Annotated in this window: 24 protein-coding genes; 18 read left to right on the top strand and 6 right to left on the bottom strand. The window is 69.8% G+C overall.

Features of this window, described 5'->3' with window-relative positions:
• Nucleotides 1–51: 51 nt before the first annotated feature.
• Nucleotides 52–429, bottom strand: a complete 378-nt coding sequence (locus ACSU1G_RS23055) for a hypothetical protein (protein WP_439282364.1) — start codon at nt 427–429, stop codon at nt 52–54.
• A gap of 55 nt (nt 430–484) precedes the next feature.
• Between ACSU1G_RS23055 and ACSU1G_RS23050 the strand changes: the two genes are divergently transcribed.
• The 18 genes from ACSU1G_RS23050 (at nt 485) to ACSU1G_RS22965 (ending at nt 17,528) form a co-directional block, all read left to right on the top strand.
• The gene (locus ACSU1G_RS23050; RefSeq protein ID WP_439282363.1) at nt 485–2,311 is read left to right on the top strand and encodes a heparinase II/III domain-containing protein; all 1,827 of its coding nucleotides are present in this window, start codon (nt 485–487) and stop codon (nt 2,309–2,311) included.
• A 208-nt stretch (nt 2,312–2,519) separates the two neighbouring features.
• Nucleotides 2,520–3,833 carry an ammonium transporter gene (locus ACSU1G_RS23045; protein WP_439282658.1) on the top strand — a complete coding sequence of 438 codons (1,314 nt, stop codon included), beginning with the start codon at nt 2,520–2,522 and terminating at the stop codon, nt 3,831–3,833.
• 60 nt (nt 3,834–3,893) lie between these two features.
• Entirely contained in the window at nt 3,894–5,492 is a 1,599-nt protein-coding gene (ffh, locus tag ACSU1G_RS23040) for a signal recognition particle protein (RefSeq protein ID WP_439282362.1), read from the top strand.
• A gap of 320 nt (nt 5,493–5,812) precedes the next feature.
• A complete protein-coding gene (locus ACSU1G_RS23035) occupies nt 5,813–6,670 on the top strand; it encodes a VOC family protein (RefSeq protein ID WP_439282657.1) in 858 nt (285 codons plus the stop codon).
• A 203-nt stretch (nt 6,671–6,873) separates the two neighbouring features.
• The gene (rpsP, locus tag ACSU1G_RS23030) at nt 6,874–7,314 is read left to right on the top strand and encodes a 30S ribosomal protein S16 (protein ID WP_439282361.1); all 441 of its coding nucleotides are present in this window, start codon (nt 6,874–6,876) and stop codon (nt 7,312–7,314) included.
• Nucleotides 7,315–7,316: 2 nt separating this feature from the next.
• Nucleotides 7,317–7,556 carry an RNA-binding protein gene (locus ACSU1G_RS23025; RefSeq protein WP_439282656.1) on the top strand — a complete coding sequence of 80 codons (240 nt, stop codon included), beginning with the start codon at nt 7,317–7,319 and terminating at the stop codon, nt 7,554–7,556.
• A 156-nt stretch (nt 7,557–7,712) separates the two neighbouring features.
• The gene (gene rimM, locus ACSU1G_RS23020; protein WP_439282360.1) at nt 7,713–8,327 is read left to right on the top strand and encodes a ribosome maturation factor RimM; all 615 of its coding nucleotides are present in this window, start codon (nt 7,713–7,715) and stop codon (nt 8,325–8,327) included.
• Complete coding sequence (gene trmD, locus ACSU1G_RS23015) at nt 8,324–9,073, top strand: tRNA (guanosine(37)-N1)-methyltransferase TrmD (RefSeq protein ID WP_439282359.1); 750 nt, start codon at nt 8,324–8,326, stop codon at nt 9,071–9,073. Before rimM ends, trmD begins: the two co-directional genes overlap by 4 nt.
• A gap of 226 nt (nt 9,074–9,299) precedes the next feature.
• Entirely contained in the window at nt 9,300–9,680 is a 381-nt protein-coding gene (gene rplS, locus ACSU1G_RS23010) for a 50S ribosomal protein L19 (RefSeq protein WP_439282358.1), read from the top strand.
• Between the two features lie 119 nt (nt 9,681–9,799).
• On the top strand, nt 9,800–10,420 hold the full coding sequence (lepB, locus tag ACSU1G_RS23005) for a signal peptidase I (protein ID WP_439282357.1): 621 nt from the start codon (nt 9,800–9,802) through the stop codon (nt 10,418–10,420).
• 34 nt (nt 10,421–10,454) lie between these two features.
• A complete protein-coding gene (gene lepB / locus ACSU1G_RS23000) occupies nt 10,455–11,231 on the top strand; it encodes a signal peptidase I (protein ID WP_439282356.1) in 777 nt (258 codons plus the stop codon).
• On the top strand, nt 11,228–11,977 hold the full coding sequence (locus ACSU1G_RS22995; protein WP_439282355.1) for a ribonuclease HII: 750 nt from the start codon (nt 11,228–11,230) through the stop codon (nt 11,975–11,977). Before lepB (ACSU1G_RS23000) ends, ACSU1G_RS22995 begins: the two co-directional genes overlap by 4 nt.
• Nucleotides 11,974–12,297: a DUF2469 domain-containing protein gene (locus tag ACSU1G_RS22990; RefSeq protein WP_439282354.1), complete on the top strand. Its 324-nt coding sequence runs from the start codon at nt 11,974–11,976 to the stop codon at nt 12,295–12,297. The genes ACSU1G_RS22995 and ACSU1G_RS22990 overlap by 4 nt, the downstream gene beginning before the upstream one ends.
• A gap of 108 nt (nt 12,298–12,405) precedes the next feature.
• Entirely contained in the window at nt 12,406–12,810 is a 405-nt protein-coding gene (locus ACSU1G_RS22985; protein ID WP_439282353.1) for a YraN family protein, read from the top strand.
• Entirely contained in the window at nt 12,807–14,375 is a 1,569-nt protein-coding gene (locus ACSU1G_RS22980) for a YifB family Mg chelatase-like AAA ATPase (RefSeq protein ID WP_439282352.1), read from the top strand. The genes ACSU1G_RS22985 and ACSU1G_RS22980 overlap by 4 nt, the downstream gene beginning before the upstream one ends.
• Nucleotides 14,372–15,667, top strand: coding sequence for a DNA-processing protein DprA (locus tag ACSU1G_RS22975; protein WP_439282351.1), 1,296 nt, complete (start codon nt 14,372–14,374; stop codon nt 15,665–15,667). Before ACSU1G_RS22980 ends, ACSU1G_RS22975 begins: the two co-directional genes overlap by 4 nt.
• Nucleotides 15,668–15,687: 20 nt before the next feature.
• On the top strand, nt 15,688–16,704 hold the full coding sequence (locus tag ACSU1G_RS22970; RefSeq protein WP_439282350.1) for a tyrosine recombinase XerC: 1,017 nt from the start codon (nt 15,688–15,690) through the stop codon (nt 16,702–16,704).
• Between the two features lie 320 nt (nt 16,705–17,024).
• Nucleotides 17,025–17,528, top strand: coding sequence for a DUF3145 domain-containing protein (locus ACSU1G_RS22965; protein WP_439282349.1), 504 nt, complete (start codon nt 17,025–17,027; stop codon nt 17,526–17,528).
• A 179-nt stretch (nt 17,529–17,707) separates the two neighbouring features.
• On the opposite strand, the gene fabF is transcribed toward ACSU1G_RS22965, so the two are convergent.
• The 5 genes from fabF to ACSU1G_RS22940 all read right to left on the bottom strand — a co-directional run bounded on the left by fabF (nt 17,708) and on the right by ACSU1G_RS22940 (nt 22,851).
• A complete protein-coding gene (gene fabF / locus ACSU1G_RS22960) occupies nt 17,708–18,967 on the bottom strand; it encodes a beta-ketoacyl-ACP synthase II (RefSeq protein WP_439282348.1) in 1,260 nt (419 codons plus the stop codon).
• Between the two features lie 162 nt (nt 18,968–19,129).
• Nucleotides 19,130–19,378: an acyl carrier protein gene (locus ACSU1G_RS22955; protein WP_309809124.1), complete on the bottom strand. Its 249-nt coding sequence runs from the start codon at nt 19,376–19,378 to the stop codon at nt 19,130–19,132.
• A gap of 86 nt (nt 19,379–19,464) precedes the next feature.
• Nucleotides 19,465–20,517 carry a beta-ketoacyl-ACP synthase III gene (locus ACSU1G_RS22950; protein WP_439282347.1) on the bottom strand — a complete coding sequence of 351 codons (1,053 nt, stop codon included), beginning with the start codon at nt 20,515–20,517 and terminating at the stop codon, nt 19,465–19,467.
• A gap of 99 nt (nt 20,518–20,616) precedes the next feature.
• Nucleotides 20,617–21,549 carry an ACP S-malonyltransferase gene (locus ACSU1G_RS22945; protein WP_439282346.1) on the bottom strand — a complete coding sequence of 311 codons (933 nt, stop codon included), beginning with the start codon at nt 21,547–21,549 and terminating at the stop codon, nt 20,617–20,619.
• Nucleotides 21,550–21,666: 117 nt separating this feature from the next.
• Nucleotides 21,667–22,851 carry a PucR family transcriptional regulator gene (locus ACSU1G_RS22940; protein WP_439282345.1) on the bottom strand — a complete coding sequence of 395 codons (1,185 nt, stop codon included), beginning with the start codon at nt 22,849–22,851 and terminating at the stop codon, nt 21,667–21,669.
• Between the last annotated feature and the right edge of the window lie 92 nt (nt 22,852–22,943).

The raw sequence follows: 22,943 nt of genomic DNA, 5'->3' as shown, positions 1-22,943 counted from the left end.
GGGACAACCCCGTGCCCGGGGCTACTATGTGCGTGGGGAACATCACCGCACTCAAGGGGTCCACATGTCTCGCGTTCGTCTCAACACCTGGTTCACGAGGACCCTGGTCCTGACCCTCGGGGCCACCCTGGTCCTGACCGCACCGTCGCCGTCACTGGCGGCATCCACCACGGCGGTCCCGTCACCCAGTGCGGACGGGACCACGCCGGCGGCCCCGACGCCGGCTGTGCCGTCCACAGCCGCACCGAGCCCGGACGTGCCGTCGACGACAGCACCGGGTTCGGACGGGCCGTCCACCATCGGGCCGTCCACCATCGCGCCGTCGACCATGGCGCCATCCACCGTGGCGCCGACCCCGGCGGAATCGACCACTGATTCTCCCTCGACTCCTTCCTCGACCCCGTCGCCAGCCCCTTCGGTCTGGTCCATCCCCAGTCGTCAGGAACTGGAGTCACTGAATGCCCGGGACGAGGGCGCGGAGGTCATGGACCTGGAGGCGGAGCTCGAGGGCATCGACGCGGCGGAGGAGAAGGTCGAAGCCGCCACTGCGGCGAACAACCCGAACGCCGTCTACCCGTGTCAGGCCTACGGCCAACTGCCGCGCTACAACACGGTGGCCTCGAACCAGGCGGATGTGTACAACTGGTACATCTTCCCCTCCACCAAGGTCGGCGACGGCAAGGGGAACATCAACTGGAACCTGGACCCGCACCGGGACACCGGCTGGCGGCTGTGGCTGGCCAGCCTGCGGTGGATCGGCCCGAGCATCGAGGCCGGCCGGGACGGCAACACCACGGCCCTGAACAAGGCCGAGGTCATCATCCGTGACTGGATCCGTGATCACCCCGGGTCCTGGTTGAAGGACCATGACGACATCGAGGCGAACACCCACCGCCTGAACACGCTGCTGTGCTTCCGTGAGGTGGTCATGGAACGCAACGGCGGATCCCTGCCGAGCTCGTACGGATGGCTCACCAACATCATCCACCGCCATGCCGAACACAACATCGCCCGGTGGTCCGGCGCCTGGAACCACGGGTCCATGGAGAACCGCGCGCTGTTGGGTGCCGGCTGCCTCCTGGGCCGCCGCGACTACCAGGACCACGCGATCTCCCGGGTCAAGCAGGCCCTGCCCATCCAGATCAGCCGGGAGGGCCTGAGCAACGAGGCCGCCCCGCACTACATGCTCTTCAACTACCGCCTGATCTTGGAGACGGCCGAGCTCATGGAGCGCTGTGGGCACAGCACCTCGTCCATCAGCCCCCAGCTGACCACCTTCGGCAAAAACATGGCCCACTTCACCAACAACCTGGGCTACTACTGGCAGTTCGGTGACTCGCCGATCTACCAGGCCAACCGGCAGGTGCCCTCCGAGGCGCTGTATGCGGCCACGGACGGCAAGCAGGGTAAGGCTCCCCGCCACCGGGTGCGGACCTTCCTGGACGCCGGCTACATCCAGGGCCGTGCCTCCTGGGGTAACTCCACCACCGGATTCCGCGACTACCCCTCGTGGATGCTCCGGGCCGGCAGCGGCAAGGAGAAGAAGGCACACAAGGGTGATCTGTTGCAGTTCCTGTACACCGCACGCGGCAGGGATGTCCTGGTCGACGCCGGGCACCCGGGGATTGTCTCGAGCAAGTGGCGTGGGTGGGCGATGAGCGAGCTGGCCCACAACACCATCTACGTCCCCAGTTCCAAGATGTCGGCCGGCGGCCCGGCGAAGATCACCCGGACCAACTACCCGGCCGCCGGCTGGGGGGACTTCGCCGAGGTGACCCAGCAGTTCAGCAGCCAGGGCAACCGCACCCGCGGCACGCTCGTGATGGACGACCCGGACGTCTCCGTGGTGCTGGACCGCACGGTGATCAACGACCGGTCCAAGACCCACACCGTCCAGACCTTGTGGAACCTCCCGCCGGACCAGCGCTCCGAGTGGGTCAACCGCTCGGTGGTCCGATCCTCCGCCCCGGGGTCCTCCACCCAGACCACTTTCGTGCAGGTGCCGTTCTGGGGGCCGAAGGCCTTGAGCCGGGGGGAGACCGCGCTCTACCACGCCGTGGAGAACCCGCACCCGAGGGGCCACTACTACCCGCAGGAGCAGGTGCGTGTCCCGACCGACCAGATCGCGTTCGGCCGGCACGGCAACAGCGTGGGCACGATCTCCGTGATCGCCCCGGCGCGCAAGTCGGCCAAGGTCTCCGTCTCCACCAGCAAATACTCGGACGGGGCCACCAAGGTCACCATCAAGATCGGCTCGGACACGGTCGTGGTGCGCATCACGCGCGGTGGCTGGATGAGCCGCCAGAGCTGAGCCTGCACCGTCTGAAACACGGCGTTCACCTGGACCGGTGATTCGTCACCTGGCCGAAACAGTGCTGCGGGCCAGGTGAAACACGCCTCCGCCATCCTCTCTATCAGGACCAGCCGCACCCCGCTCGCGGGTCACACCGGTGACCCGGACCATCCGGCGTCGGGGCGCGGTGGATGGTCCTTCGGCGAGAGGAATGACTGTGGAAACGATCGAACTGACCTCGGGCCATGTCTGGACCATGGTGTGTGCCGGACTGGTCCTGCTCATGACCCCCGGCCTGGCCTTCTTCTACGGTGGCCTGACGCGGGCCAAGGCCTCGCTCAACATGATGATGATGTCCTTCGTGTCCATCGGCCTGGTGGCCGTGGTCTGGGTGCTGTGGGGCTACAACATGTCCGGCGGCGAGGGCATCCTCCAGCTGTTCGGCAACCCCCTCACGGACGTCGGTCTTTACGGGTTCCTGGGCACCGAGGACCTGATCGGGATCGGCTTCGGCGCCACCTTCGCCATCATCGCGGTGGCCCTGATCTCCGGGGCCATCGCCGACCGTGCCAAGTTCAGCACCTGGATGGTGTTCGTGCCCGTGTGGGTCACCCTCGTCTACTGCCCGCTGGCCTTCATGGTGTGGGGCGGCGGACTGCTCTCCGCAGACGGACTCATCGGCGGTGCCGTGGGAGAGGCCGTCGACTTCGCGGGCGGCCTGGTCGTCCACATCTCCGCCGGCGTGGCGGCGTTGGTGCTGGCCCTGCTGCTGGGCAAGCGCCAGGGGTTCGGCATCGATCCCGGTCACCGTCCCCACAACATCCCCTTCGTGATGCTCGGCGCGGCCCTGTTGTGGTTTGGCTGGTTCGGGTTCAACGGTGGTGCCGCCTCCGATGCCGCGGAGGCAGGCCTCATCTGGGTCAACACGCTGGCCGCCCCGGCCGCCGCCATGCTCGGCTGGCTGCTCACCGAGCGGCTCCGCGGCCAGCGGGCCACCTCGATCGGCAGCGCCTCCGGCATCGTCGCCGGCCTGGTGGCCATCACCCCGGCCTGCGCCTACGTCGATCCGGTGGGCGCCCTGGTCATCGGCTTCCTCTCGGGCGCGAGCTGTGCCCTGGCTGTCGGTCTGAAGTACCGGCTCGGTTTCGACGACTCCTTGGACGTCGTGGGACTGCACCTGGTGGCCGGCATCCTCGGCACGGTCCTGATCGGACTGCTGGGCCGGCCGATGGCGGACGGCCGCGCCGGTCTCCTCTACGGCGGTGACGTCTCTCTGCTGCTGGCCCAGATCGTGGCCGTGGTGATCGCCGTGGGATACACCGCCACGGTGACCTTCGTCATCGGCACCGCACTCAAGGCCGCGATGGGCTGGCGGGTCACCGCCGAGGAGGAGGAACTCGGCCTGGACCAGTCCCTGCACCGCGAGATCGCCTATGAGTTCGGCGGCGGCGGGATGGGCACGTCCTACACGGAGACCGTGGATGCCGGCGGGCCTCAGGTCGTGTCCCCTTCCGCGGGGTCCCGGCTCCATCGGAGTTGATACCCTTGGAAACCGGTAGATTCGCACGTGCCGCCCCCAACCCGAAGGAAGAGCACCGCAGTGTTCAACTCCCTGTCCGATCGCCTGGCCGCCACCTTCAAGAACCTGAAGGGCAAGGGACGCCTGTCCGAGGCGGACATCGACGCCACTGCCCGCGAGATCCGCCGGGCCCTGCTGGACGCCGATGTGGCCGTCCCGGTGGTCCGGGAGTTCATCGCCCACATCAAGGAACGCTCCCTCGGTGAAGAGGTCAGCCAGGCCCTGAATCCGGGCCAGCAGGTCGTCAAGATCGTCCAGGACGAGCTCGTCAACATCCTGGGCGGTGAGACCCGCCGGCTGAACCTGGCCAAGAACCCGCCCACGGTCATCATGCTCGTCGGCCTGCAGGGTGCCGGTAAGACCACGCTGGCCGGCAAACTCTCCAAGCACCTCAAGGAGCAGGGCCACACGCCGTTGCTGGTGGCCGCCGACCTCCAGCGGCCCAACGCGGTCAAGCAGCTCCAGGTCAACGGTGAGCGGGCCGGGGTGCCCGTCTACGCCCCGCACCCGGGGGTCTCCAGCGAGTTCGAGGACGCCACCGGCGATCCGGTGCAGGTGGCCCGCAACGGCGTGGCGGAGGCGAAGGCGAAGCACAACGACGTGGTGATCGTGGACACCGCCGGACGTCTCGGCGTGGATGCCGAGCTCATGCAGCAGGCCGCGGACATCCGCACGGCCGTGCAGCCGGACGAGGTGCTCTTCGTCATCGACGCCATGATCGGCCAGGACGCCGTGGCCACCGCTCAGTCCTTCAACGAGGGCGTTGGTTTCACCGGCGTGGTGTTGTCCAAGCTCGACGGCGACGCCCGGGGTGGTGCCGCGCTCTCGGTGCGCTCGGTGACCGGCAAGCCGGTCATGTTCGCCTCCACCGGCGAGAACCTGTCCGACTTCGAGGTCTTCCACCCGGACCGGATGGCCTCGCGCATCCTGGACATGGGCGACGTGATGAGCCTGATCGAACAGGCCGAGCGCAGCTGGGACAAGGCCGAGGCCGAGAAGATGGCCCAGAAGTTCGTGGACCAGGAGGACTTCACCCTCGACGACTTCCTTGATCAGATGCAGCAGATCAAGAAGATGGGGTCCATGAAGAAGCTGCTCATGATGATGCCCGGTGCCCAGGGTATGCGGCAGCAGCTCGAGCAGTTCGACGACCGGCAGATCGATCGCATCGAGGCCATCATCCGGTCCATGACCCCGCATGAGCGGGTGGCGCCCAAGATCATCAACGGGTCGCGTCGGGCCCGCATCGCGCGCGGTTCCGGCGCCCAGGTCTCCGAGGTCAACGGTCTGCTGGAACGTTTCGGCCAGGCTCAGAAGATGATGAAGAAGATGGCCGCCGGTGGCGGGATGCCCGGCATGCCGGGGATGCCCGGGATGCCGGGCGGCGGCGGCGGCGGGTCCAAGAAGGGCAAGGGCAAGGGCAAGAAGGCCAAGCCGCGGTCCGGCAACCCGGTGAAGGCGGCGCAGGAGATGCGTGAGCTCGAGGAGCGCCGCAACCGTCCGGCCGCACCGCCGCAGGGTTCGGCCTTCGGGCAGGGGGCCGACGGCGGCCCGGACGGATTCGATCCGTCCTCGCTCAACCTGCCGAAGGGTTTCGAGAAGTACCTCGGCGGAAACTGAGTCAATCTGAACCGATTCATCTGAGCTGATCGCTGTCTACGGGCCGCCTCCACCTGCCGGTGGGGGCGGCCCGAGGTCTGTGAGGGATCTCCCCACCGGAATAGTTGAAGCATCAACCATGTTGTGCTGTACTGAAGGCAATCCTCCAGACCAGCTGCCATGACCCCGAAGGAGTCCCCATGTCCCTCCAAGCACATCCGACCACCCACCCGGCCACCGGCCCGACCGCCGATCCGGCCGGCGAGGCTGCTGCAGCCTCCATCCGGTACGAGTCCATCAGTGGCCGGCCCCTCGCGGAGCTGCTCCCGGCCGGGCTCGCCATGGGACTGGTCACCCTCAAGACGGACAACGTCCCCCGGTTGCGTGACTACTACGAACAGGCCCTGGGCCTGGTCGCGGTGGCCGAGGACGGCCCGAATGTGATCCTGGGGCGGGCCGGGACTCCGCTCGTCGGTATCGAACAGGCCGATGGGCTCAAGCTGCCGGGCGAGGGGGAGGCGGGGCTCTACCACGTGGCCATCCTGTTCGAGCAGGCCGCCGACCTGGCCGCCACCGTGTATTCGGCGGTGCGCCACGATCAGTCCCGGTTCGTCGGCAGCTCTGACCACCTCGTCTCCGAGGCGTTCTACTTCCAGGACCCGGACCACAACGGCATCGAGCTCTATGTCGACCGCCCCCGTGAGCAGTGGCAGTGGGGTCCGGACCGTCAGGTCGCCATGGGCACCAGCTACCTGCCGTGGGACCAGTACCTGAACACCCATCTCACCGAGGACTCGGTCGCGAGGCTGCGGACCGCGCCGGCCGCGGTGGGGCACGTCCACCTGCAGGTGGGAGATGTGGCCACCGCCGAGGAGTTCTACGTCCGGGACCTCGGCTTCGAGAAGACCACGGGACTGGGCACCATGGCCCTGTTCGTCTCCGCCGGCGGATACCACCACCACATGGCCATGAACACCTGGAACTCCACCGGCGTCGGCCCCCGGCGCAACACCCTGGGCCTGGGTGCCGTGGACATCACGCTGCCACCGGGGGAAGGACTGGACTCGGCCGAGGAGCGGCTGAAGGGTGCCGGCAGGATCGCGCAGCGCACGGACCGCGGCCTCGAGGTCCGAGACCCGTGGAACACGCTGCTCGTACTGTCTGAGGTCGAGGCTCCGGCCGGCGCCGCGTCCAACTAGGCGCAACAACGGGCAACCAGGGTCAACGAGGGGCAACTAGGAGAATTGCCCGGACGTCTGGCAGAATGGGACGGTACTGAACTGCCGTCTGGGCGACCCTCTATCATTCCAGCCGGCGTTCCGTCAGTAGCCACCGATCCGCGCCAACCCCACGGCCGGCACGAACGCTGCGCCAACACCAAGAACCAGGAGCTACCACACCCGTGGCCGTTAAGATCCGTTTGAAGCGCTTCGGCAAGATGCGCGCCCCGTACTACCGCATTGTTGTCATGGACTCCCGCGCCAAGCGCGACGGCCGTGCCATCGAGGAGATCGGCAAGTACCACCCGACCGAGGAGCCCTCGTTCATCGAGGTCAAGTCCGAGCGGGCCCAGTACTGGCTGTCCGTGGGCGCCCAGCCCACCGAGCAGGTCCATGCCATCCTCAAGATCACCGGTGACTGGCAGAAGTTCAAGGGGGAGCCGGGCGCCGAAGGCACCCTGAAGACCAAGCAGGCGAAGGATCCCTTCGTGGCCCCCCAGAAGGGCTCGGTCATCATCCCCGAGGCCATCACCCCGAAGAAGGACGCTGCTGAGGCCCCGGCCGAGGAAGCTGCCGCCGCAGAGGACAGCCCCGAGGCTCCGGCCGACGAGACCTCTGAGTGACCATGCTGACTGAAGCGCTCGAACACCTGGTCCGGGGAATCGTCGATTCCCCGGAAGACGTCCAGGTCGACCTGCGCACCAACCGGCGGGGTGAGGTGCTCGAGGTCCGCGTGGACCCCTCCGACCTCGGTCGGGTGATCGGCCGTCAGGGCCGCACCGCCACCGCGTTGCGCACGGTGCTGGACGGCCTCGCCGGCCATCCCGTGCGAGTCGACGTGGTGGACACCGACCGCCGCCGGTAGCAGTACCGTGCCGCCCCACCCCGCAGGTTTCGGTGGGGCAGCACCATGACATGATGGCCCGTGTCCGGACACCGTCCGGCACGGGCCATCGGTGTCTGAACCCCTGACACAGAACGTGACACCCGGCAAGTACCCCGAGGAGAGGACCCCACCACCATGCCCCAGCCAGGCGATCAGAGCCCGTCCGTCGACGGGGTTGAGCAGGTCCGCGTCGCCCGGATCGGCAAGCCGCACGGCATCCGCGGGGAGGTGACCGTGCAGGTCTATACGGACGAGCCGCAGGAGCGCTTCGTGCCCGGCGCCGTGCTCTCCGCGCAACCCGGGAACGGCGGTGGGGGTGCAACGGGTGGCGGGCGTGGGGGCCAGCTGACCGTGGTGCGGGCCCGGTGGAACAAGGAGATCCTGCTGTTGTCCTTCGACGAGGTCCTCACCCGCAACCAGGCCGAGGAGCTGCGGGGCACGGAGCTGTTCGCCGCACCGGACGAGGGGGGCGAGGACGATGCGTGGTACGAGGAGGATCTCGTGGGACTCGCGGTGCTGGTCGCGGGCCGGAGGGTCGGTGCCGTGACGGGCCTGCAGACCGGGGAATTCCAGGATCTGCTGCAGATCGAGGTGCAGGGCGGCACGGAGGTGCTGGTGCCCTTCGTGGACGAGATCGTCCCCGAGGTCGATCTGGAGTCGGGCACCATCACCCTCACCCCACCGCCGGGTCTGCTGACCCTGAATGACGAGGTCGGTGGCGTGACGCCCGGACCGGGGGATCCTGCATGAGGATCGATGTCGTCACGATCTTCCCGGAGTACCTGGCGGCACTGGATGTGTCCCTGATCGGCAAGGCCCGGCGGGACGGGTTGCTGGACATCCGGATCCACGACCTGCGGGAGCACACCGTGGACCGCCACCGCACCGTCGACGACACGCCCTACGGCGGCGGGGCCGGCATGGTGATGAAACCCGAACCCTGGGCGCTGGCCCTGGAGGGGATCGCCGCCGACGCCGACTCTGCAACTCCGGCCGGAATCCCGGCCGGCACCCCTGCCGAGCGGCCAGTCCTGCTGGTGCCGACGCCGTCGGGCCTGGTGTTCCGGCAGTCCGTGGCCCAGGACCTGGCAGAGGCCCAACACCTGGTGGTGGCCTGCGGCCGGTATGAGGGGATCGACGAACGACTGTTCGAGTGGGCCACCGAGCTCTATGACGTCCGTCTGGTCTCCCTCGGGGACTACGTCCTCAACGGCGGTGAGGTGGCGGCCCTGGCCATGATCGAGGCCGTCGGCCGGCTCGTACCGGGCGTCGTGGGAAACCCCGAGTCCCTCGTGGAGGAGTCCCACAACGACGGGCTGCTCGAATACCCCGTGTACACCAAGCCCTCGTCCTGGCGGGGCCGTGAGGTCCCCGAGGTACTGCTCTCCGGAGACCACGGTCGCATCGCGTCCTGGCGGCGTGGACAACAGCTGGTCCGCACCCGGTCACGCCGGCCCGACCTGGTCCAGGACGCCTCCGAACGGCCAGAGGCGTAGGAGAAGACAGCAGGGCACCGGATCTGGCATAATGGGTCGCTGTGTCAACTGGACATCCGACCTGCCACAGGGGGCGGATGCCGACAGTCTGGCCAGCCGGCGCCCATCAGGGACTGACCGGTCACCAGTTTCAGGCCTGCCCATCCCGACGCCTCCCCTGCGGAGGCACCGGCCGGCGGGCCGCAGACCACGTGAAGGACCTGTGGCGTTCACCAGGAGTACCACCATGCATATCCTCGACTCCGTCGATGCCGCCTCGCTGCGCAGCGACGCCCCCGATTTCCGCCCCGGCGACACCGTCAAGGTGCACGTGAACATCATCGAGGGCAAGACCGCCCGCGTGCAGGTCTTCCAGGGCTTCGTGATGGGCCGCCACGGCCATGGCATCCGCGAGACCTTCCGCGTCCGCAAGGTGACCTTCGGCGTGGGCGTGGAGCGCACCTTCCCGGTGCACTCCCCGGTGATCGACAAGATCGAGCTCGTCTCCCGCGGTGACGTGCGTCGCGCCAAGCTGTACTACATGCGCGATCGCCACGGCAAGGCCGCCAAGATCAAGGAGAAGCGCGACTTCACGGCCACGCCGAAGTCCGCGGCCAAGAAGGCCTGATCGGTCTAGCACCCAGGAGGGCGGACCTGTCTCAGGACCCGTCGTCTCCTCAGCGCCGCGGGGGGCGGACCCCACCGGGGGACCGGCGCCCGCGGCGTCGTGGTTTCCGGGCTCGGTGGGTGGTGGTCGTGGTGGCCGTGGCCCTCGCCGCCGTCCTCGCCTCGGCGCTGGTACGGAGCACGGTGGCCGAGCCGTACCTGATCCCCTCGGGTTCCATGGAACCGCTGCTGCACCAGGGCGACCGGATCAGTGTGGACCGGACGGCCTATGACACCGCGGCCGTGCGGCGCCAGGACGTGGTGGTGGTGGACGGCGCGGGCAGCTTCGTCCCCTATGAGTCCCGCCCGGCCCTGGCGAGATCGGTGGACGGCGCACTGCAATGGCTCGGGCTGGCACCGGACACCACCGCCGTGGTCAAACGGGTGGCCGGCGTAGGCGGGGACATCGTCTCCTGCTGCACCGTGGACGGCCTGCTCCAGGTCAACGGCGAGGCCGTGCCGGAGCCCTATCTGGCAGAACCGCCCGCCTCCACCGTGCCGTTCACCGTCACGGTGCCCGAGGGGCGGCTGTTCCTGCTGGGGGACAACCGGCACCACTCGCTCGATTCCCGCGCCCTGCTCGGTGCCCCCGGCGGCGGCATGATCGCCGAATCCGCGGTCATCGGCAGGGTGACGGGAATCGCGTGGCCGCCGGACCGACGCACCTCACTGGAGCATCTCGAGGCACCCGCCGAGCGGTAGAGTGACAGGCTGGACCAGCGGAGAGGACGGCAGGATGGCGCAGGACAGCAGCCCGGGCAACCCGGCGCAGCCTCAGCGCGGCGCCGCTGACCGGCCAGCCGGACCGGATGCCGTGGAGCCGTTCGGCGGCCGCCGCCTCTGGCTCGCAGTCCGCGAGGTCGTGTTGATCGTCCTCATCACCATCCTGGCCTCCTTCCTGGTCAAGACCTTCCTGTTCCGCGCGTACTACATCCCCTCCGGATCCATGGAACAGACGCTGCAGATCAACGACCGGATCTTCGTCAACCTCATGGTCCCCGGTCCCTTCGACGTGGACCGCGGGGACGTGGTGGTCTTCGAGGACACCAAGGGCTGGCTCGGTGAGCCCGCACCGGTGGCCTCCAACCCCGTCCGAGACGTCCTCGAGTTCATCGGCCTGATGCCCAACTCCTCCGAACAGCACCTCGTCAAGCGCCTGATCGGGTTGCCCGGGGACCGGGTCGCCTGCTGCAGTGCCGAGGGCACGCTCACCGTCAACGGCACCGCCGTCCACGAGCCGTACCTGTACCCCGGTTCGGTGCCGTCCGAGATCCCCTTCGAGGTCACCGTGCCCCAGGGGCACATCTGGGTCATGGGGGACCACCGCGATGCCTCGGCCGACTCCCGCATGCACCAGGACGGCCCCGGTGGTGGCTTCATCAGCCTGGACGACGTCACCGGACGCGCCGAGGTCATCGCGTGGCCGCTGTCCCGGTGGGGAGACGCCGGCGGCGACCGCGACGTCTTCGAGCAGGTCCCGGCACCCGAACCGGCGCGAACCGGGTCCGAATGACGGTCAGGACAGCACGGCCGGCCCCGGTGCTGCCGGATCTGGCGCTGGAGCATTCACTCGCCGGAGCCCATCGGGCGCAGACGGGCGTGGCGGAGGGATCGTTGCTCGTCGCCGGCATGGATGAGGTGGGCCGGGGCGCACTGGCCGGCCCCGTCAGCGTCGGAGTCGTCGTCGTCAGCGTGCCCGACGCCGGCCCATACCCGGCCGTGCGCGACTCCAAGGCCCTGAGCGCCAAGCGCCGCACGGCGCTGGTCCCGGAGATCCTCGCCTGGGGTGCCGCGGCCGCCGTCGGACATGCCGAACCCGGGGAGATCGACCGGTACGGGATCACCGCGGCCCTCGCCCTGGCCGGGCGGCGGGCCTGGCACCGGGTGGTGTGGGACCTGGGCCGGACCCCGGACCTGTTGTTGTTGGATGGTCGGGACAACTGGCTGCCGAAGGCGCCGGCACCGCTCTGCGGAGCGCTCGCGCCGGGGCCGGGCGCCGTCCACCTGCAGGTCAAGGCCGATGCCACCTGTGCTTCGGTGGCCGCCGCGTCGATCGTGGCCAAGGTGGAGCGGGACGGGCTCATGACCGGGCTGGCGGAGGCCTTCCCCGCCTATGGGTGGGCCGGGAACAAGGGGTACGGGGCGTCCGCGCACCGGCTGGCGATCGCCGCGCAGGGCCCGAGCCCCTACCACCGGATGAGCTGGAACCTCGGACTGGGGCGGGCTCCGGGCGGGGAACAGGCAGAATGGACGGCATGAGCGGCGACGAACTCGAGAACTACGAATCCGAGATGGAGCTGCAGCTCTACCGGGAATACCGCGATGTGGTGGGGCTGTTCCGCTACGTGGTGGAGACGGAGCGACGCTTCTACCTGGCCAACTCCGTGGAGGTGAGCGCGCGTACCGAGGGGGGCGAGGTGTTCTTCGAGGTCCTGCTCGAGGATGCCTGGGTGTGGGACATCTATCGCACCGCGCGCTTCGTGAAGCGGGTGCGGGTGCTCAGTTTCAAGGACGTCAATGTCGAGGAGCTCCCGCCCCGGGACGATCTGCAGCTGCCCCAGGACGGCCCGGCGCTCTAAGGCCCGTTCCTCCACAGCCCGCCGACCGGCCCCTCCCGTCCACAGCGGCGACCTCCCCACCCCCGACAGGACTGGACCTGGCGCAGGGTGGTGGGTGGAGGTGCATCAATGGAGCATGCGACACCGGCCGGGACCCGGCCGAAGGAATCATCAGCCCACACGGCACTGGGTCGTTTCGGCGAGGACGTGGCCGCCCGGTGGTTGCAGGACCAGGGCTACGAGATCGTGGACCGGAACTGGCGCTGCCCGGACGGAGAGATCGACCTGGTGGGGATCCACCAAGGCTGGTGGGTGGTCGTGGAAGTCAAGACCCGGCGGGGGACCGGATTCGGTCATCCCTTCGAGGCCATCACCAGCCGCAAGCTACGCCGACTGCACCGCCTGACGCTGCAATGGGCCCTCGCCCACCCCGAGTCCCAGCGGTTGGCCGGGTGGCGGGTGGACGCGGTCTCGGTCCTGTTGCCGGCCGGGGGCGGGATGACCGTCGAGGTGCTCAAGGACATCAGGCCGTGAGCGGGCCGCCCGTCCTGGGACGGACCCTCGCGGTGGCACTGACCGGCCTGCACGGCCACCTGGTGGAGGTGGAGGCGGACATCGGACAGTCCCTGCCCGGATTCGTGCTGCTGGGGCTGCCGGACCAGTCCCTGCAGGAGAGCCGGGACCGGATCAAGGCCGCGGCCAGGAATTCCGGGCTGCCCCTTACCCGCCGGCACCTGACGGTGAACCTGGTGCCCGCGGCCCTGCACAAGCGGGGATCCGGCTTCGATCTCGCGATCTTGATGGCGGCCTACGCTGCCGACCACCGGGTGCGCGGGACCGCAGGTCTCGTGTTCCTGGCGGAGCTCGGATTGGACGGACGGCTGCGGCACGCCCCGGGGGTGCTGCCCTGCGTGATGGCCGCCGTGGCAGCGGGCCACCCCGAGGTGATCGTCGCCGAGGAATCGTGCGCGGAGGCCTCCCTCGTCCCCGGGGCGAGGGTGCGGGGCTTCCGCTCGTTGCACGAGGTGATCGTGGCCTTCGGCGGCAGCCCGGACGCGCCGTTGGCCAGTGCTCTGGCTGAACCAGTTCCGGGGCCCCGCCAGGGTGCGGCCGAGGATCTCGGTCCGGTGCCGGACCTTGCCGAGGTCGCGGGTCAGTTCGAGGCCCGCTTCGCATTGGAGGTGGCCGCGGCCGGCGGGCACCACCTGTTGCTCGAGGGCAGCCCCGGTGCCGGGAAGACCATGCTGGCCGAGCGGCTTCCGGGCATCCTGCCGGCCTTGGATGACCGGACGGCGCTGGAGGCCACCGCCGTGCGGTCCCTGACCGGGCGGTCCCAGTCCACCGCCCGCCTCATCCGGCAAGCCCCCTTCCAGGCGCCCCACCACTCGGCGTCCATGGCGGCCCTGGTGGGTGGTGGCAGCGGACTGGCCCGGCCCGGTGCGGCCTCCCTCGCCCACGGAGGGGTGCTGTTCCTGGACGAGGCCCCGGAGTTCGACCGCCGCGCCCTGGACGCCCTGAGGCAGCCGCTGGAATCCGGGACCATCACCCTGCACCGCTCCTCCGGGGTGGTCCGCTACCCCTCCCGATTCCAGCTGGTCCTGGCGGCCAACCCCTGTCCCTGTGGTTGGGGTGGCGGACGTGGCAGTGCATGCCGCTGCTCATCGCTGCAGCGTCGGAGGTATACGGCCAAGCTCTCCGGGCCTCTGCTGGACCGGGTGGACATCCAGGTCACGGTGCCCGCCGTGGAGGCCAAGGCCCTGACCTCCGGTACGGCGGGTGAGGGCTCCGAGGCCGTCCGGAAGCGCATCCTGCCGGCGGTGACGAGGCAGGCCTTGCGGCTGCACCCCTTCGGACTGTCCCGCAACGCGCACATCCCGGCGGCGTTGTTGCGGGATGACGCGGTGGCCATCGGTGCCCGGGCGCGCGCCGGGGCCGATGCCGCCCTCGACCGGGCTGAACTGACCGCACGGGGGCACGCCCGCGTGATGAGACTGGCCTGGACGATCGCGGATCTGCGCGGAGCGGACCGGCCACAGGCCCAGGATGTGGACACGGCCCTGTACCTCAGGCGTCGCGGTGAGGGTGAGGAGACGGTATGAGACAGAACGGTTCCCAGGGTGCGGGTCAGGACGTCGGTCAGGACGCCGGCCTGAACGTCGGCCAGGACGCCGGCCTGGACGCCGAGCGCATCGCCCGCGCGGCCCTGACCCGATTGCTGGAACCCGGGTCGGTCCTGGGGACCACCGCGGTCCGGGTGTGGGGACCCGAGAGGGCCCTCCAGATCCTGGCCGGCAGAGACCGGCCCGTCCCGGACGAACGCCAGGAACTCAGCCTCGTGCTGGCCGGGGAGGGGGCCGCGCTCACCGAGCGGACCTGGACCAAGGCCCTGCAGGGCTGGGCGGCGCGGACCTCCAGCCTGGCCCCGGAACGGGATCTGGAGTCCATGGGCAGGCTCGGGGGCGGGTTGCTCATCCCCGGGGATCCAGGGTGGCCGGCGGGCGTCGACGACCTGGGACCGGCCGCACCGGTGGCCCTCTGGTTCAGGGGCTCGGGAGCGGTGCCCCGGGGAGCGTCCACCCTGGCCGTCGTCGGTAGCCGGGACGCCACCGGATACGGACAGTCTGTGACGAGGACACTGGCGGGCGGCGCTGCGGCCCGCGGCCTGACCGTGATGTCGGGCGGCGCCTACGGCATCGACGCGATGGCCCACCGCGCTGCACTGGCCTCCGGGACCGGCACTCCGCTGACTGCGGCCGTCATGGCCGGCGGCCTGGACCGCTACTACCCGGCGGGCCATGAGGAGCTGCTGCGGGAGGTCTCGTCCCGCGGGATCCTGCTCTCCGAGATGCCGCCCGGTGCCAGCCCCACGCGGCACCGCTTCCTGCAACGCAACCGCCTGATCGCCGCCCTGTCCGGGGCCGTTCTGGTGGTTGAGGCACGGTGGCGCTCGGGGGCACAGAACACCGCCGGGCACGCGCTGGGGCTCGGCCGGGAGGTGGGGGTGGTGCCCGGCCCCGTGACCTCACCACAGTCCGCCGGGTGCCACCGGCTGCTCCGGGAGTCGCCGGCGGTGGTGGTGACGGACCTCGAGGAGGCACTGGCCCTCATGCCGGGCGGTGCGGGCGGCACAGGGACTGCCTCTGGCACCGTCGCCGGGACAGTCTCCGGCGCCGGGGCGCCGGCCGGGAGGATCCACGATCACCTGACGGTCGAGGAGCTGCTGGTCTATGAGGCGCTTCCGCTGCGCAGCCCGGTCCCCGTGGACCGCCTCTGCGCGGTCGCGGGGCTCGGCCCGGGAACGGTCATGGGCACCCTGAAGAAGCTCCAACGGCAGTCCCTGGCCGAGCAGCGTGAGTCAGGATGGCGGCGCGGCCCGGTGTCTGGGGGATAGGCCCGTGGCACAGTGGAGAGATGCCCGAATCATCCGCCGCGCGAACCGGCCCCGCCAGGGGCACTTCCCGGCTGTCGGCCCGGGACCGATCCTGGGTGGAGGGCTTCGCCGACCACCTGGTCCATGAGCGGAACCGATCGCCCCAGACCGTCCGGGCCTATGTGTCGGACCTGGAGGGCCTGATCCATGACGTGGCCCGGCAGTCCGCGCTGGTGCCGGAGGATTCTGCCTGGCCGGACGTGCTGGGCGCCCTGGACCTGGCCGACCTCCGACGCTGGCTGGGGCGGCTCTCCGCGGCGGGACGGTCCCGGTCAACGCTGGCGCGGAAGACGGCCTCCGTGCGGGTCTTCATGGCGTGGGCTGTCAGAGAAGGACACCTGGACCACGACCCCTCCCTGCGGCTGACGTCCCCCCGGCGAGACAGCCGCTTGCCCGATGCGCTCAGCGCCGAACAGGCGGATCGGCTCCTCGCCACTGCCGAGCGCCAGGAGCCCGAGGACCCCCGCGAGCGGGCCATCGCGCTGCGGGATGCCGCCTTGTTGGAACTCTTGTATGCCACCGGGGTGCGCGTGGCCGAACTCGCCGGCCTGGACCGGTCAGACGTGGATCACGAGCGGCGCACGCTGGTGGTCACCGGCAAGGGCGACAGACAGCGGACCGTTCCCTTCGGAGCGCCGGCCGCCGCCGCCCTCGGCCGCTGGCTGGACCAGGGCCGGCGGCACCTGGCCCTGACGTCCGGTGATCCGCCGCGGCCTCAATCGGCGGCGCTGTTCCTCGGGGTGCGGGGCGGACGGATGGGCGTGCGGCAGATCCGCGAGGTGGTCAACCGTGCTCTGGCAGGGCTCGGCGACACCGCGGCCAGCGGACCTCACGTACTGCGTCACACCGCCGCCACCCACCTACTGGACGGCGGGGCCGATCTGCGCAGCGTGCAGGAACTGCTCGGCCACTCTTCCCTGCAGACCACGCAGTTGTACACGCACATCTCGGTGGAACGCCTCCGGGAGGGATACCGGCGGGCGCATCCCCGGGCCTGAACTGGGCCGGCCGGGGATGAATAGGGATGAATTGGGACGAGTAGGGACGAGTAGGGACGAGTAGGGGTGGGGAGGCTGGAACAGGCCTGAAAAGACCGTCGACGGTGTCGCGGTTGGCACCCGGGCGACTGGTGGGGCACAATGGTGCCGGAAGCACACCGGTGTCATTCGTAGGACTGACATCGGATGTTGCCGCCCGGCAGTGAGAAACTGAATACATCGAGGCATCGGGCACTGGTTGCCACCTCCCGTGAACCATTGTGGTTCTGAGCCTGTGGGGTCGTTGGGGAAGACGTACCGCACAGCACTGGGAGGAACGTATGTCTGAAACCATGGTCCGTGGAATGCTCTACATCCACTCGGCCCCGGCCGCGCTATGCCCACACATCGAGTGGGCGGTAGGCGCAGTCCTGGGTGCCCAAGAGGAGTTGGAGTGGGCGCCTCAGACGGCGTCGCACGGCTCCTACCGCGCCGAGATCATCTGGTCCGGTCCTCAGGGCTCCGGGTCCCGGTTGGCCTCGGCCCTGCGCGGCTGGGCACACCTGCGCTATGAGATCACCGAGGAAGCCTCGGCCGGTGCCGACGGCAGCCGGTGGTCCCACACCCCCGAACTGGGGATCTTCCATGCCACCACGGACGTCACCGGCAACATCATGGTCTCCGAGGACCGCATCCGCTATGCGTACGAGCAGGCCCAGGGCGATCCCTCGGCCGTCTTCCACGAACTGAGCCTGGCCCTCGGCGAAGCCTGGGACGAGGAGCTGGAACCCTTCCGCCAGGCGGCCGACGGCGCACCGGTCCGCTGGCTGCACCAGGTGGGTTAGCCCAGCCTCAACCACCGGCGTTCCTCCCGAACGCAGCGATACCCGCCAGGATCACCTGGCGGGTATCGGTGTTTAGCCGTTCAACTGTTCAACTGTTCAACGACTCACGGCAGCCGGAGACAGCAGCGGGCTCCGATGGACCTGCATTCAGACGGTCCAGAACGCAGACCGTCCTGAACTCAGACCGTCCTGAACAGGGACACGGCATTGTGGCCGCCGAAGCCGAACGAGTTGTTGATCGCCACACGCTGGCCCTGCGGTAGCTGGCGGGGCTGACCGGAGACCACGTTGAGCGGGATCTCCGGGTCCTGGTTCTCCAGGTTGATGGTGACCGGCGCCTGGCCGTGGTAAACCGCCAGAACGGACAACACGGACTCCAGAGCGCCAGAGGCCCCCAGCAGGTGACCGGTCTGGCTCTTGGTGGCGGAGACCGCCACCTGGTCCAGGTGATCGCCGAACACGGACTTCATGGCCAGGTATTCGGGACGGTCACCGACCGGGGTGGAGGTGGCGTGCGCGTTGACGTGGCTCACGTCCTCGGGGGCTGCGCCGGCGGCCTCGAGGGCCATGCGCAGGGCGCGGGAAGCTCCGAGCCCGTCTGGTTCGGGGGCGGTGATGTGGAACGAGTCGGAGGTGACGCCGGTGCCCGCCAGTTCGGCATAGACGCGGGCGCCACGGGCGGCCGCGTGTTCCTCGGACTCGAGGACCAGGGCGCCGGCGCCCTCACCGAGCACGAAGCCGTCACGATCTCGGTCATAGGGACGGGAGGCACGCTCCGGCTCGTCGTTGCGTCGGGAGAGGGCCTGCATCGAGGCGAAGGCGGCGATGGGCATCGGGTGGATGGCGGCCTCGGCCCCGCCGCACAGCACCACGTCGGCCTTCCCGGACCGGATGAGCTCCAGGCCGATGTCCAGGGACTCGGTGCCGGAGGCACAGGCGGAGACCATGGTGCGGGCACCGGCGCGGGCGCCGAGGGCGAGACTGATGGCGGCGGCCGGGCCGTTGGGCATCAGCATCGGGACGGTCATGGGCAGCACGCGGCGGGCCCCCTTGTTGCGCAGGGTGTCCCAGCCGTCCAACAGGGTCCAGACGCCGCCGATGCCGGTGCCGAAGGACACGGCGAAGCGGTCGGGATCCACGAGCGGGTCGGCGCCCTTCTCCACGGCCAGTCCGGCGTCGGCCCAGGCCTCGCGGGCTGCCACCATCCCGAACTGGGTGCTGGGGTCCATCCGCTTCATCTCCACCTTGGAGAGCGTCTCGGAGGCCGGGGTGGTGGCCTGGGCGGCGAAGGTCACCGGCAGCTCGTACTCGGTGACCCATTCCTGCTTGAGCGGACGGGCGCCGGAGGTCCCGGCCAGGGCGTTCTGCCACACGGTCGGGACGTCACCGCCAATGGGGGTCGTGGCACCGAGCCCGGTGATGACGGCTTTGCGGTTCATGTCTCTACCTTCGAATCTGCCGGGTCGGAGGACCCGTGCTGGTTGTTCAGGGGTGCCGGAGAGGAAGTCGGCCCGCCGGGGGAGGGGCCGGCCGGCGTCGGGAATCGTCCTGTTCCCGCAGCCGGCCGGATTCCTCACGGGTGGTGGATCTCCACCACCGGTTCAGGCCTGGGCGTTGGCGATGAACTCGACGGCGTCGTTGACGGTCTTGAGGTTCTTGACTTCCTCGTCCGGGATCTTCACGTCGAACTTCTCCTCGGCGTTGACCACGATGGTCATCATGGAGATCGAGTCGATGTCCAGGTCGTCCGTGAAGGACTTGTCCAGCTGGACCTCCTCGGTCTCCAGGCCGGTCTCCTCGTTGACGATCTCTGCGAGGCCCGCGAGGATCTCTTCCTTGTTAGCTGCCATGGTGGCTCCTTAGCCGTAGATGCTGCTGTGGATGGTGATGGTGATCCAGCGTCGGATGACGTGGAGGTCTGCTCAGTCAGCGCGGCCTAGGGCAGCCGCACCACCTGGGCGCCGTAGACCAACCCGGCGCCAAAACCGATCTGGAGGGCGAGGCCCCCGCTGAGGGAGGGGTCCTCCTGCAGGACCCGGTGCATGGCCAACGGGATCGAGGCTGCGGAGGTGTTGCCCGTCTCCTTGATGTCCCGGCCGATCGTCACGGTGTCCGGGATCTTCAGCTGCTTGGCCATCTCGTCGATGATGCGCTCGTTGGCCTGGTGCGGCAGGAAGGCGGCGAGGTCCGAGGCCAGGATGCCGGCCTTCTCCAGGGCCTCCTGGGCGACCTTGGCCATGGACCACACGGCCCACCGGAACACGCTCGGCCCGTCCTGGTGCAGGGTCGGCCACAGCTTGTTCTCGGGATCGGTCAGCCCGGAGGTGTCCCCGGTCGTGCGGGCGGTCTCCGCCGCATCGCGCAGGTCGAGCATGGAGCGGGTCATGCTCACCGTCTCCCAGCGTTCGCCGTCGGAACCCCAGACGCTGGGGGAGATCCCGGTCTCCTCGGAGGCACCCACCACCACGGCACCGGCACCGTCGCCGAGGATGAAGGAGATGGAGCGGTCCGTCTCGTCGATGAAGTCGGAGAGCTTCTCGGCGCCGACCACCACCACGTGCCGGGCCATGCCGGAGCGCACCAGGGCGTCGGCCTGGGCCACCCCGTAGCAGTAGCCGGCGCAGGCGGCGGAGATGTCGAAGGCCGGCGCCGGGGTGGCGCCGATGGCGTGGGCCAGGGCGGCCGCGGCGGAGGGGGTGGCGTAGGGCGAGGTCACGGTCGAGACGATGACGGCGTCGATGTCCGCACCGGTGAGCCCTGCCTTCTGGATGGCCTCGGTCGCCGCCGTGGTGATCAGGTCGTTGAGGGACTGGTCCCGGCCGGCCCGGCGCCGGGTGACGATTCCGGTCCGCTTCTGGATCCACTCGTCCGAGGAGTCGATGGGACCGGCGATGTCATCGTTCGTCACCACCAGATTGCCGCGCGCCGCTCCGACGGACAGGATGCGGCTGCCGACAACGGGCTGGTACTGCTTCAGGGTGACGGTCATGGTGTCCTCAGGTCTCAGTGGTCTTGTCTGCTGTCTGCAGGTGCTTCTCAGTGGCGTGCCGGGTGCGGGCGGCGATGGCCGGTCCGCACCGGCAGGGCGTCAGCCGCCGGCGGCGGTGCTGTGCTCGGCGATGAAGGCCCGTGCCGCGTCGAGGTCCTCCGGGGACTTCACGGCCAGGGTGGCGGTCCCCTTGAGCGCACGCTTGGCCAGTCCGGTCAGCGTCCCGCCCGGCAGGACCTCCAGGATCCCGGTGACGCCGGCCTGGCGCAAGCTCTCCATGCACAGGTCCCAGCGCACCGGACGGGTGACCTGGTCCACGAGTTGGTCCACGAACTGCCGCCCGGACCGTACTGGGAGGCCGTCCCGGTTGGACAGCAGGGGGACGGCCGGATCCTGCGCCGTGAGCCCCTCGGCGTAGGCCTGCAGGGCCGGTACAGCCGAGGCCATGTACGGGGTGTGGAAAGCGCCGGCCACCTTCAGGGTGATGACGCGGGCCTTGGCCGGGGGGTCCGCAGCGAGGGCTGCCAGGGCCTCGGCCGAGCCGGCGGCCACGGTCTGTCCGGCGCCGTTGGCGTTGGCCGGCACCAGGGAATGGGACTCGAGGCTGGCCAGGACCTCGTCCGGATCGCCGCCGAGGACGGCGGCCATGCCGGTGGGCTCGGCGGCGGCGGCCTCGGCCATCCCCGTGGCGCGGATGCGGACGAACTCCAGGGCGGTCTCGGCCGTCAGCACGCCGGTCAGTGCGGCCGCGGTGATCTCACCCACGGAGTGGCCGGCGGCCGTCCAGGTGGCGGGCAGGGAGGGCAGGTCCAGGGCCTGCGCGGCCAGGAGGCCGGCGGCCACGATGAGCGGCTGGGCCACGGCCGTGTCCTTGATGGTGGCCTCGTCCGAGACGGTGCCGTGGGCTGTCAGATCCACACCGGTGGCCGCCGACCAGGTGCCGAGGGTCTCGGTCATGCCGTCCAGTTCGAGCCATGGCGTGAGGAACCCAGGGGTTTGAGAGCCCTGTCCGGGGCACACGATCGCTAGCATGCCCTTAACTGTGTCAAAGCCACCGCGATGTTCCGGGGCGGCAGGGGCACCAAGCTCACCCTCGAGATTTAGAGGTTTCCTACAACGGCACGGGTGCTGGACACCATCCGTCCCGCCTCAGTCCGGCCGGTGGAGGCGTCCGACGGCCAGAGCCGTCTGCAGCACGTAGGCGTCCCGGGGGACCAGTGGGTCCCAGCCGGTGATCTCGCTGACCCGGCGCAACCGGTACCGGACGGTGTTGGCGTGGATGAACAGTTCGCGCGCGGTGCCCTCCAGGGAATGCCCGAGCTCACAATAGGCGTCCACGGTCTCCAGCAGGGAGTTGCCCGCGGCCTTCAAGGGGGTGTAGATGCGCTGTACCAGGACTTCGACGGCGGCACGGTCGCCGTGCAACGCCCGTTCGGGCAAGAGGTCCTGGGCATGGGCGGGGCGCGGTGCACGTGGCCAGGCAGCGGCCGCGGCCAGTCCGGCCAGCGCCTCCCGGGCGCTGCGGTGGGCGTCCACGAGGGTCTCCGAGACGGGGCCGTGGACCACCGGTCCGTCCCCGAACCAGGGCGTGAGGACCTCGGCGGACCGGTGGGGCTCGGTCACGCCGCCGACCACCAGGACGATGCGCTCGGACTGGACACCCACCAGCAGGTCGAGGCCGGCACGGGCCGCGGACCGGCGGGCGCCGGCGAGCCGGGTGGGAAGGTCTGCCGTGGGCGTGGGCCCGGCGATCACCATGATGCCCTTGCCGCCGTTCCAGCCGGCGGCGGCGGCCCGGGAGAGGATCTCATCCGGGGCCTCGCCACGCAGGACGGCATCCAGCAGCACCGCCTCGTTGCGGCTGTCCCAGGCGCCCCGGTTCTCGGCGGCCCGCGCGTAGACGTCGGCCAGGGCGAAGGCGATCTCCCGTGAATACCGCAGCACGGCCTCACGGACGAGAGTCTGGTCCCGGTCCTGCACGATCTCCGGCACCTGGGTCTCCACCACGTCCACCACCGTGCGGATCAGTTGAAGGGCCCGCTGCAGGCTGATGGACCGGGTCAGCTCGGTGGGGGCCCCGCCGAAGACCTCGCCGAGCAGGGTGGTGATGGAGGTGGAGGGGCGCTCGAACCAGGAGAGGAAGCCGGTGAGTCCGCGTTGGGCGATCAGCCCCAGGGAGGACCGTTCATCCGGCGTCAACCGCCGGTACCACGGCAGGGTGCTGTCCAGCCGCTGGAGCGTGGCGGTGTTCAGGACCCCCAGATGGGCCCGCAGCCGGCGCAGCGACTCCGCGGAGATCGCGCGGGCTGGCGGGGTGCTGCGGGCCTCGGACATGCTCTCGAGCATAGGCCCCTTCAGGGGACGGACGTGACCTGCGTGACGCGTGGGGATTGTGGGAACCCCACAATGGCCGACGGCGGCCGGCG

The sequence above is a fragment of the Microbacterium sp. A93 genome (genome assembly GCF_051842835.1).
Note: the sequence above shows the minus strand (reverse complement) of the source record. Positions and strands in the feature narration are given on the sequence as shown.

Excerpts from the sequence above, each read along its gene's own strand:
- fabF (WP_439282348.1), bottom strand. The coding sequence starts at position 18,967 with ATGAACCGCAAAGCCGTCATCACCGGGCTCGGTGCCACGACCCCCATT.
- ACSU1G_RS23050 (WP_439282363.1), top strand. The coding sequence starts at position 485 with ATGGACCTGGAGGCGGAGCTCGAGGGCATCGACGCGGCGGAGGAGAAG.
- rimM (WP_439282360.1), top strand. The coding sequence starts at position 7,713 with ATGCCCCAGCCAGGCGATCAGAGCCCGTCCGTCGACGGGGTTGAGCAG.
- ACSU1G_RS22995 (WP_439282355.1), top strand. The coding sequence starts at position 11,228 with ATGACGGTCAGGACAGCACGGCCGGCCCCGGTGCTGCCGGATCTGGCG.
- ACSU1G_RS22940 (WP_439282345.1), bottom strand. The coding sequence starts at position 22,851 with ATGTCCGAGGCCCGCAGCACCCCGCCAGCCCGCGCGATCTCCGCGGAG.
- ACSU1G_RS23055 (WP_439282364.1), bottom strand. The coding sequence starts at position 429 with ATGGACCAGACCGAAGGGGCTGGCGACGGGGTCGAGGAAGGAGTCGAG.
- ACSU1G_RS22985 (WP_439282353.1), top strand. The coding sequence starts at position 12,406 with ATGGAGCATGCGACACCGGCCGGGACCCGGCCGAAGGAATCATCAGCC.
- ACSU1G_RS22965 (WP_439282349.1), top strand. The coding sequence starts at position 17,025 with ATGTCTGAAACCATGGTCCGTGGAATGCTCTACATCCACTCGGCCCCG.
- trmD (WP_439282359.1), top strand. The coding sequence starts at position 8,324 with ATGAGGATCGATGTCGTCACGATCTTCCCGGAGTACCTGGCGGCACTG.
- ACSU1G_RS23025 (WP_439282656.1), top strand. The coding sequence starts at position 7,317 with ATGCTGACTGAAGCGCTCGAACACCTGGTCCGGGGAATCGTCGATTCC.
- ACSU1G_RS22955 (WP_309809124.1), bottom strand. The coding sequence starts at position 19,378 with ATGGCAGCTAACAAGGAAGAGATCCTCGCGGGCCTCGCAGAGATCGTC.
- ACSU1G_RS22975 (WP_439282351.1), top strand. The coding sequence starts at position 14,372 with ATGAGACAGAACGGTTCCCAGGGTGCGGGTCAGGACGTCGGTCAGGAC.
- rplS (WP_439282358.1), top strand. The coding sequence starts at position 9,300 with ATGCATATCCTCGACTCCGTCGATGCCGCCTCGCTGCGCAGCGACGCC.
- ACSU1G_RS22990 (WP_439282354.1), top strand. The coding sequence starts at position 11,974 with ATGAGCGGCGACGAACTCGAGAACTACGAATCCGAGATGGAGCTGCAG.
- ACSU1G_RS22950 (WP_439282347.1), bottom strand. The coding sequence starts at position 20,517 with ATGACCGTCACCCTGAAGCAGTACCAGCCCGTTGTCGGCAGCCGCATC.
- ACSU1G_RS22970 (WP_439282350.1), top strand. The coding sequence starts at position 15,688 with ATGCCCGAATCATCCGCCGCGCGAACCGGCCCCGCCAGGGGCACTTCC.
- ACSU1G_RS22945 (WP_439282346.1), bottom strand. The coding sequence starts at position 21,549 with ATGCTAGCGATCGTGTGCCCCGGACAGGGCTCTCAAACCCCTGGGTTC.
- ACSU1G_RS23035 (WP_439282657.1), top strand. The coding sequence starts at position 5,813 with ATGGGACTGGTCACCCTCAAGACGGACAACGTCCCCCGGTTGCGTGAC.
- lepB (WP_439282356.1), top strand. The coding sequence starts at position 10,455 with ATGGCGCAGGACAGCAGCCCGGGCAACCCGGCGCAGCCTCAGCGCGGC.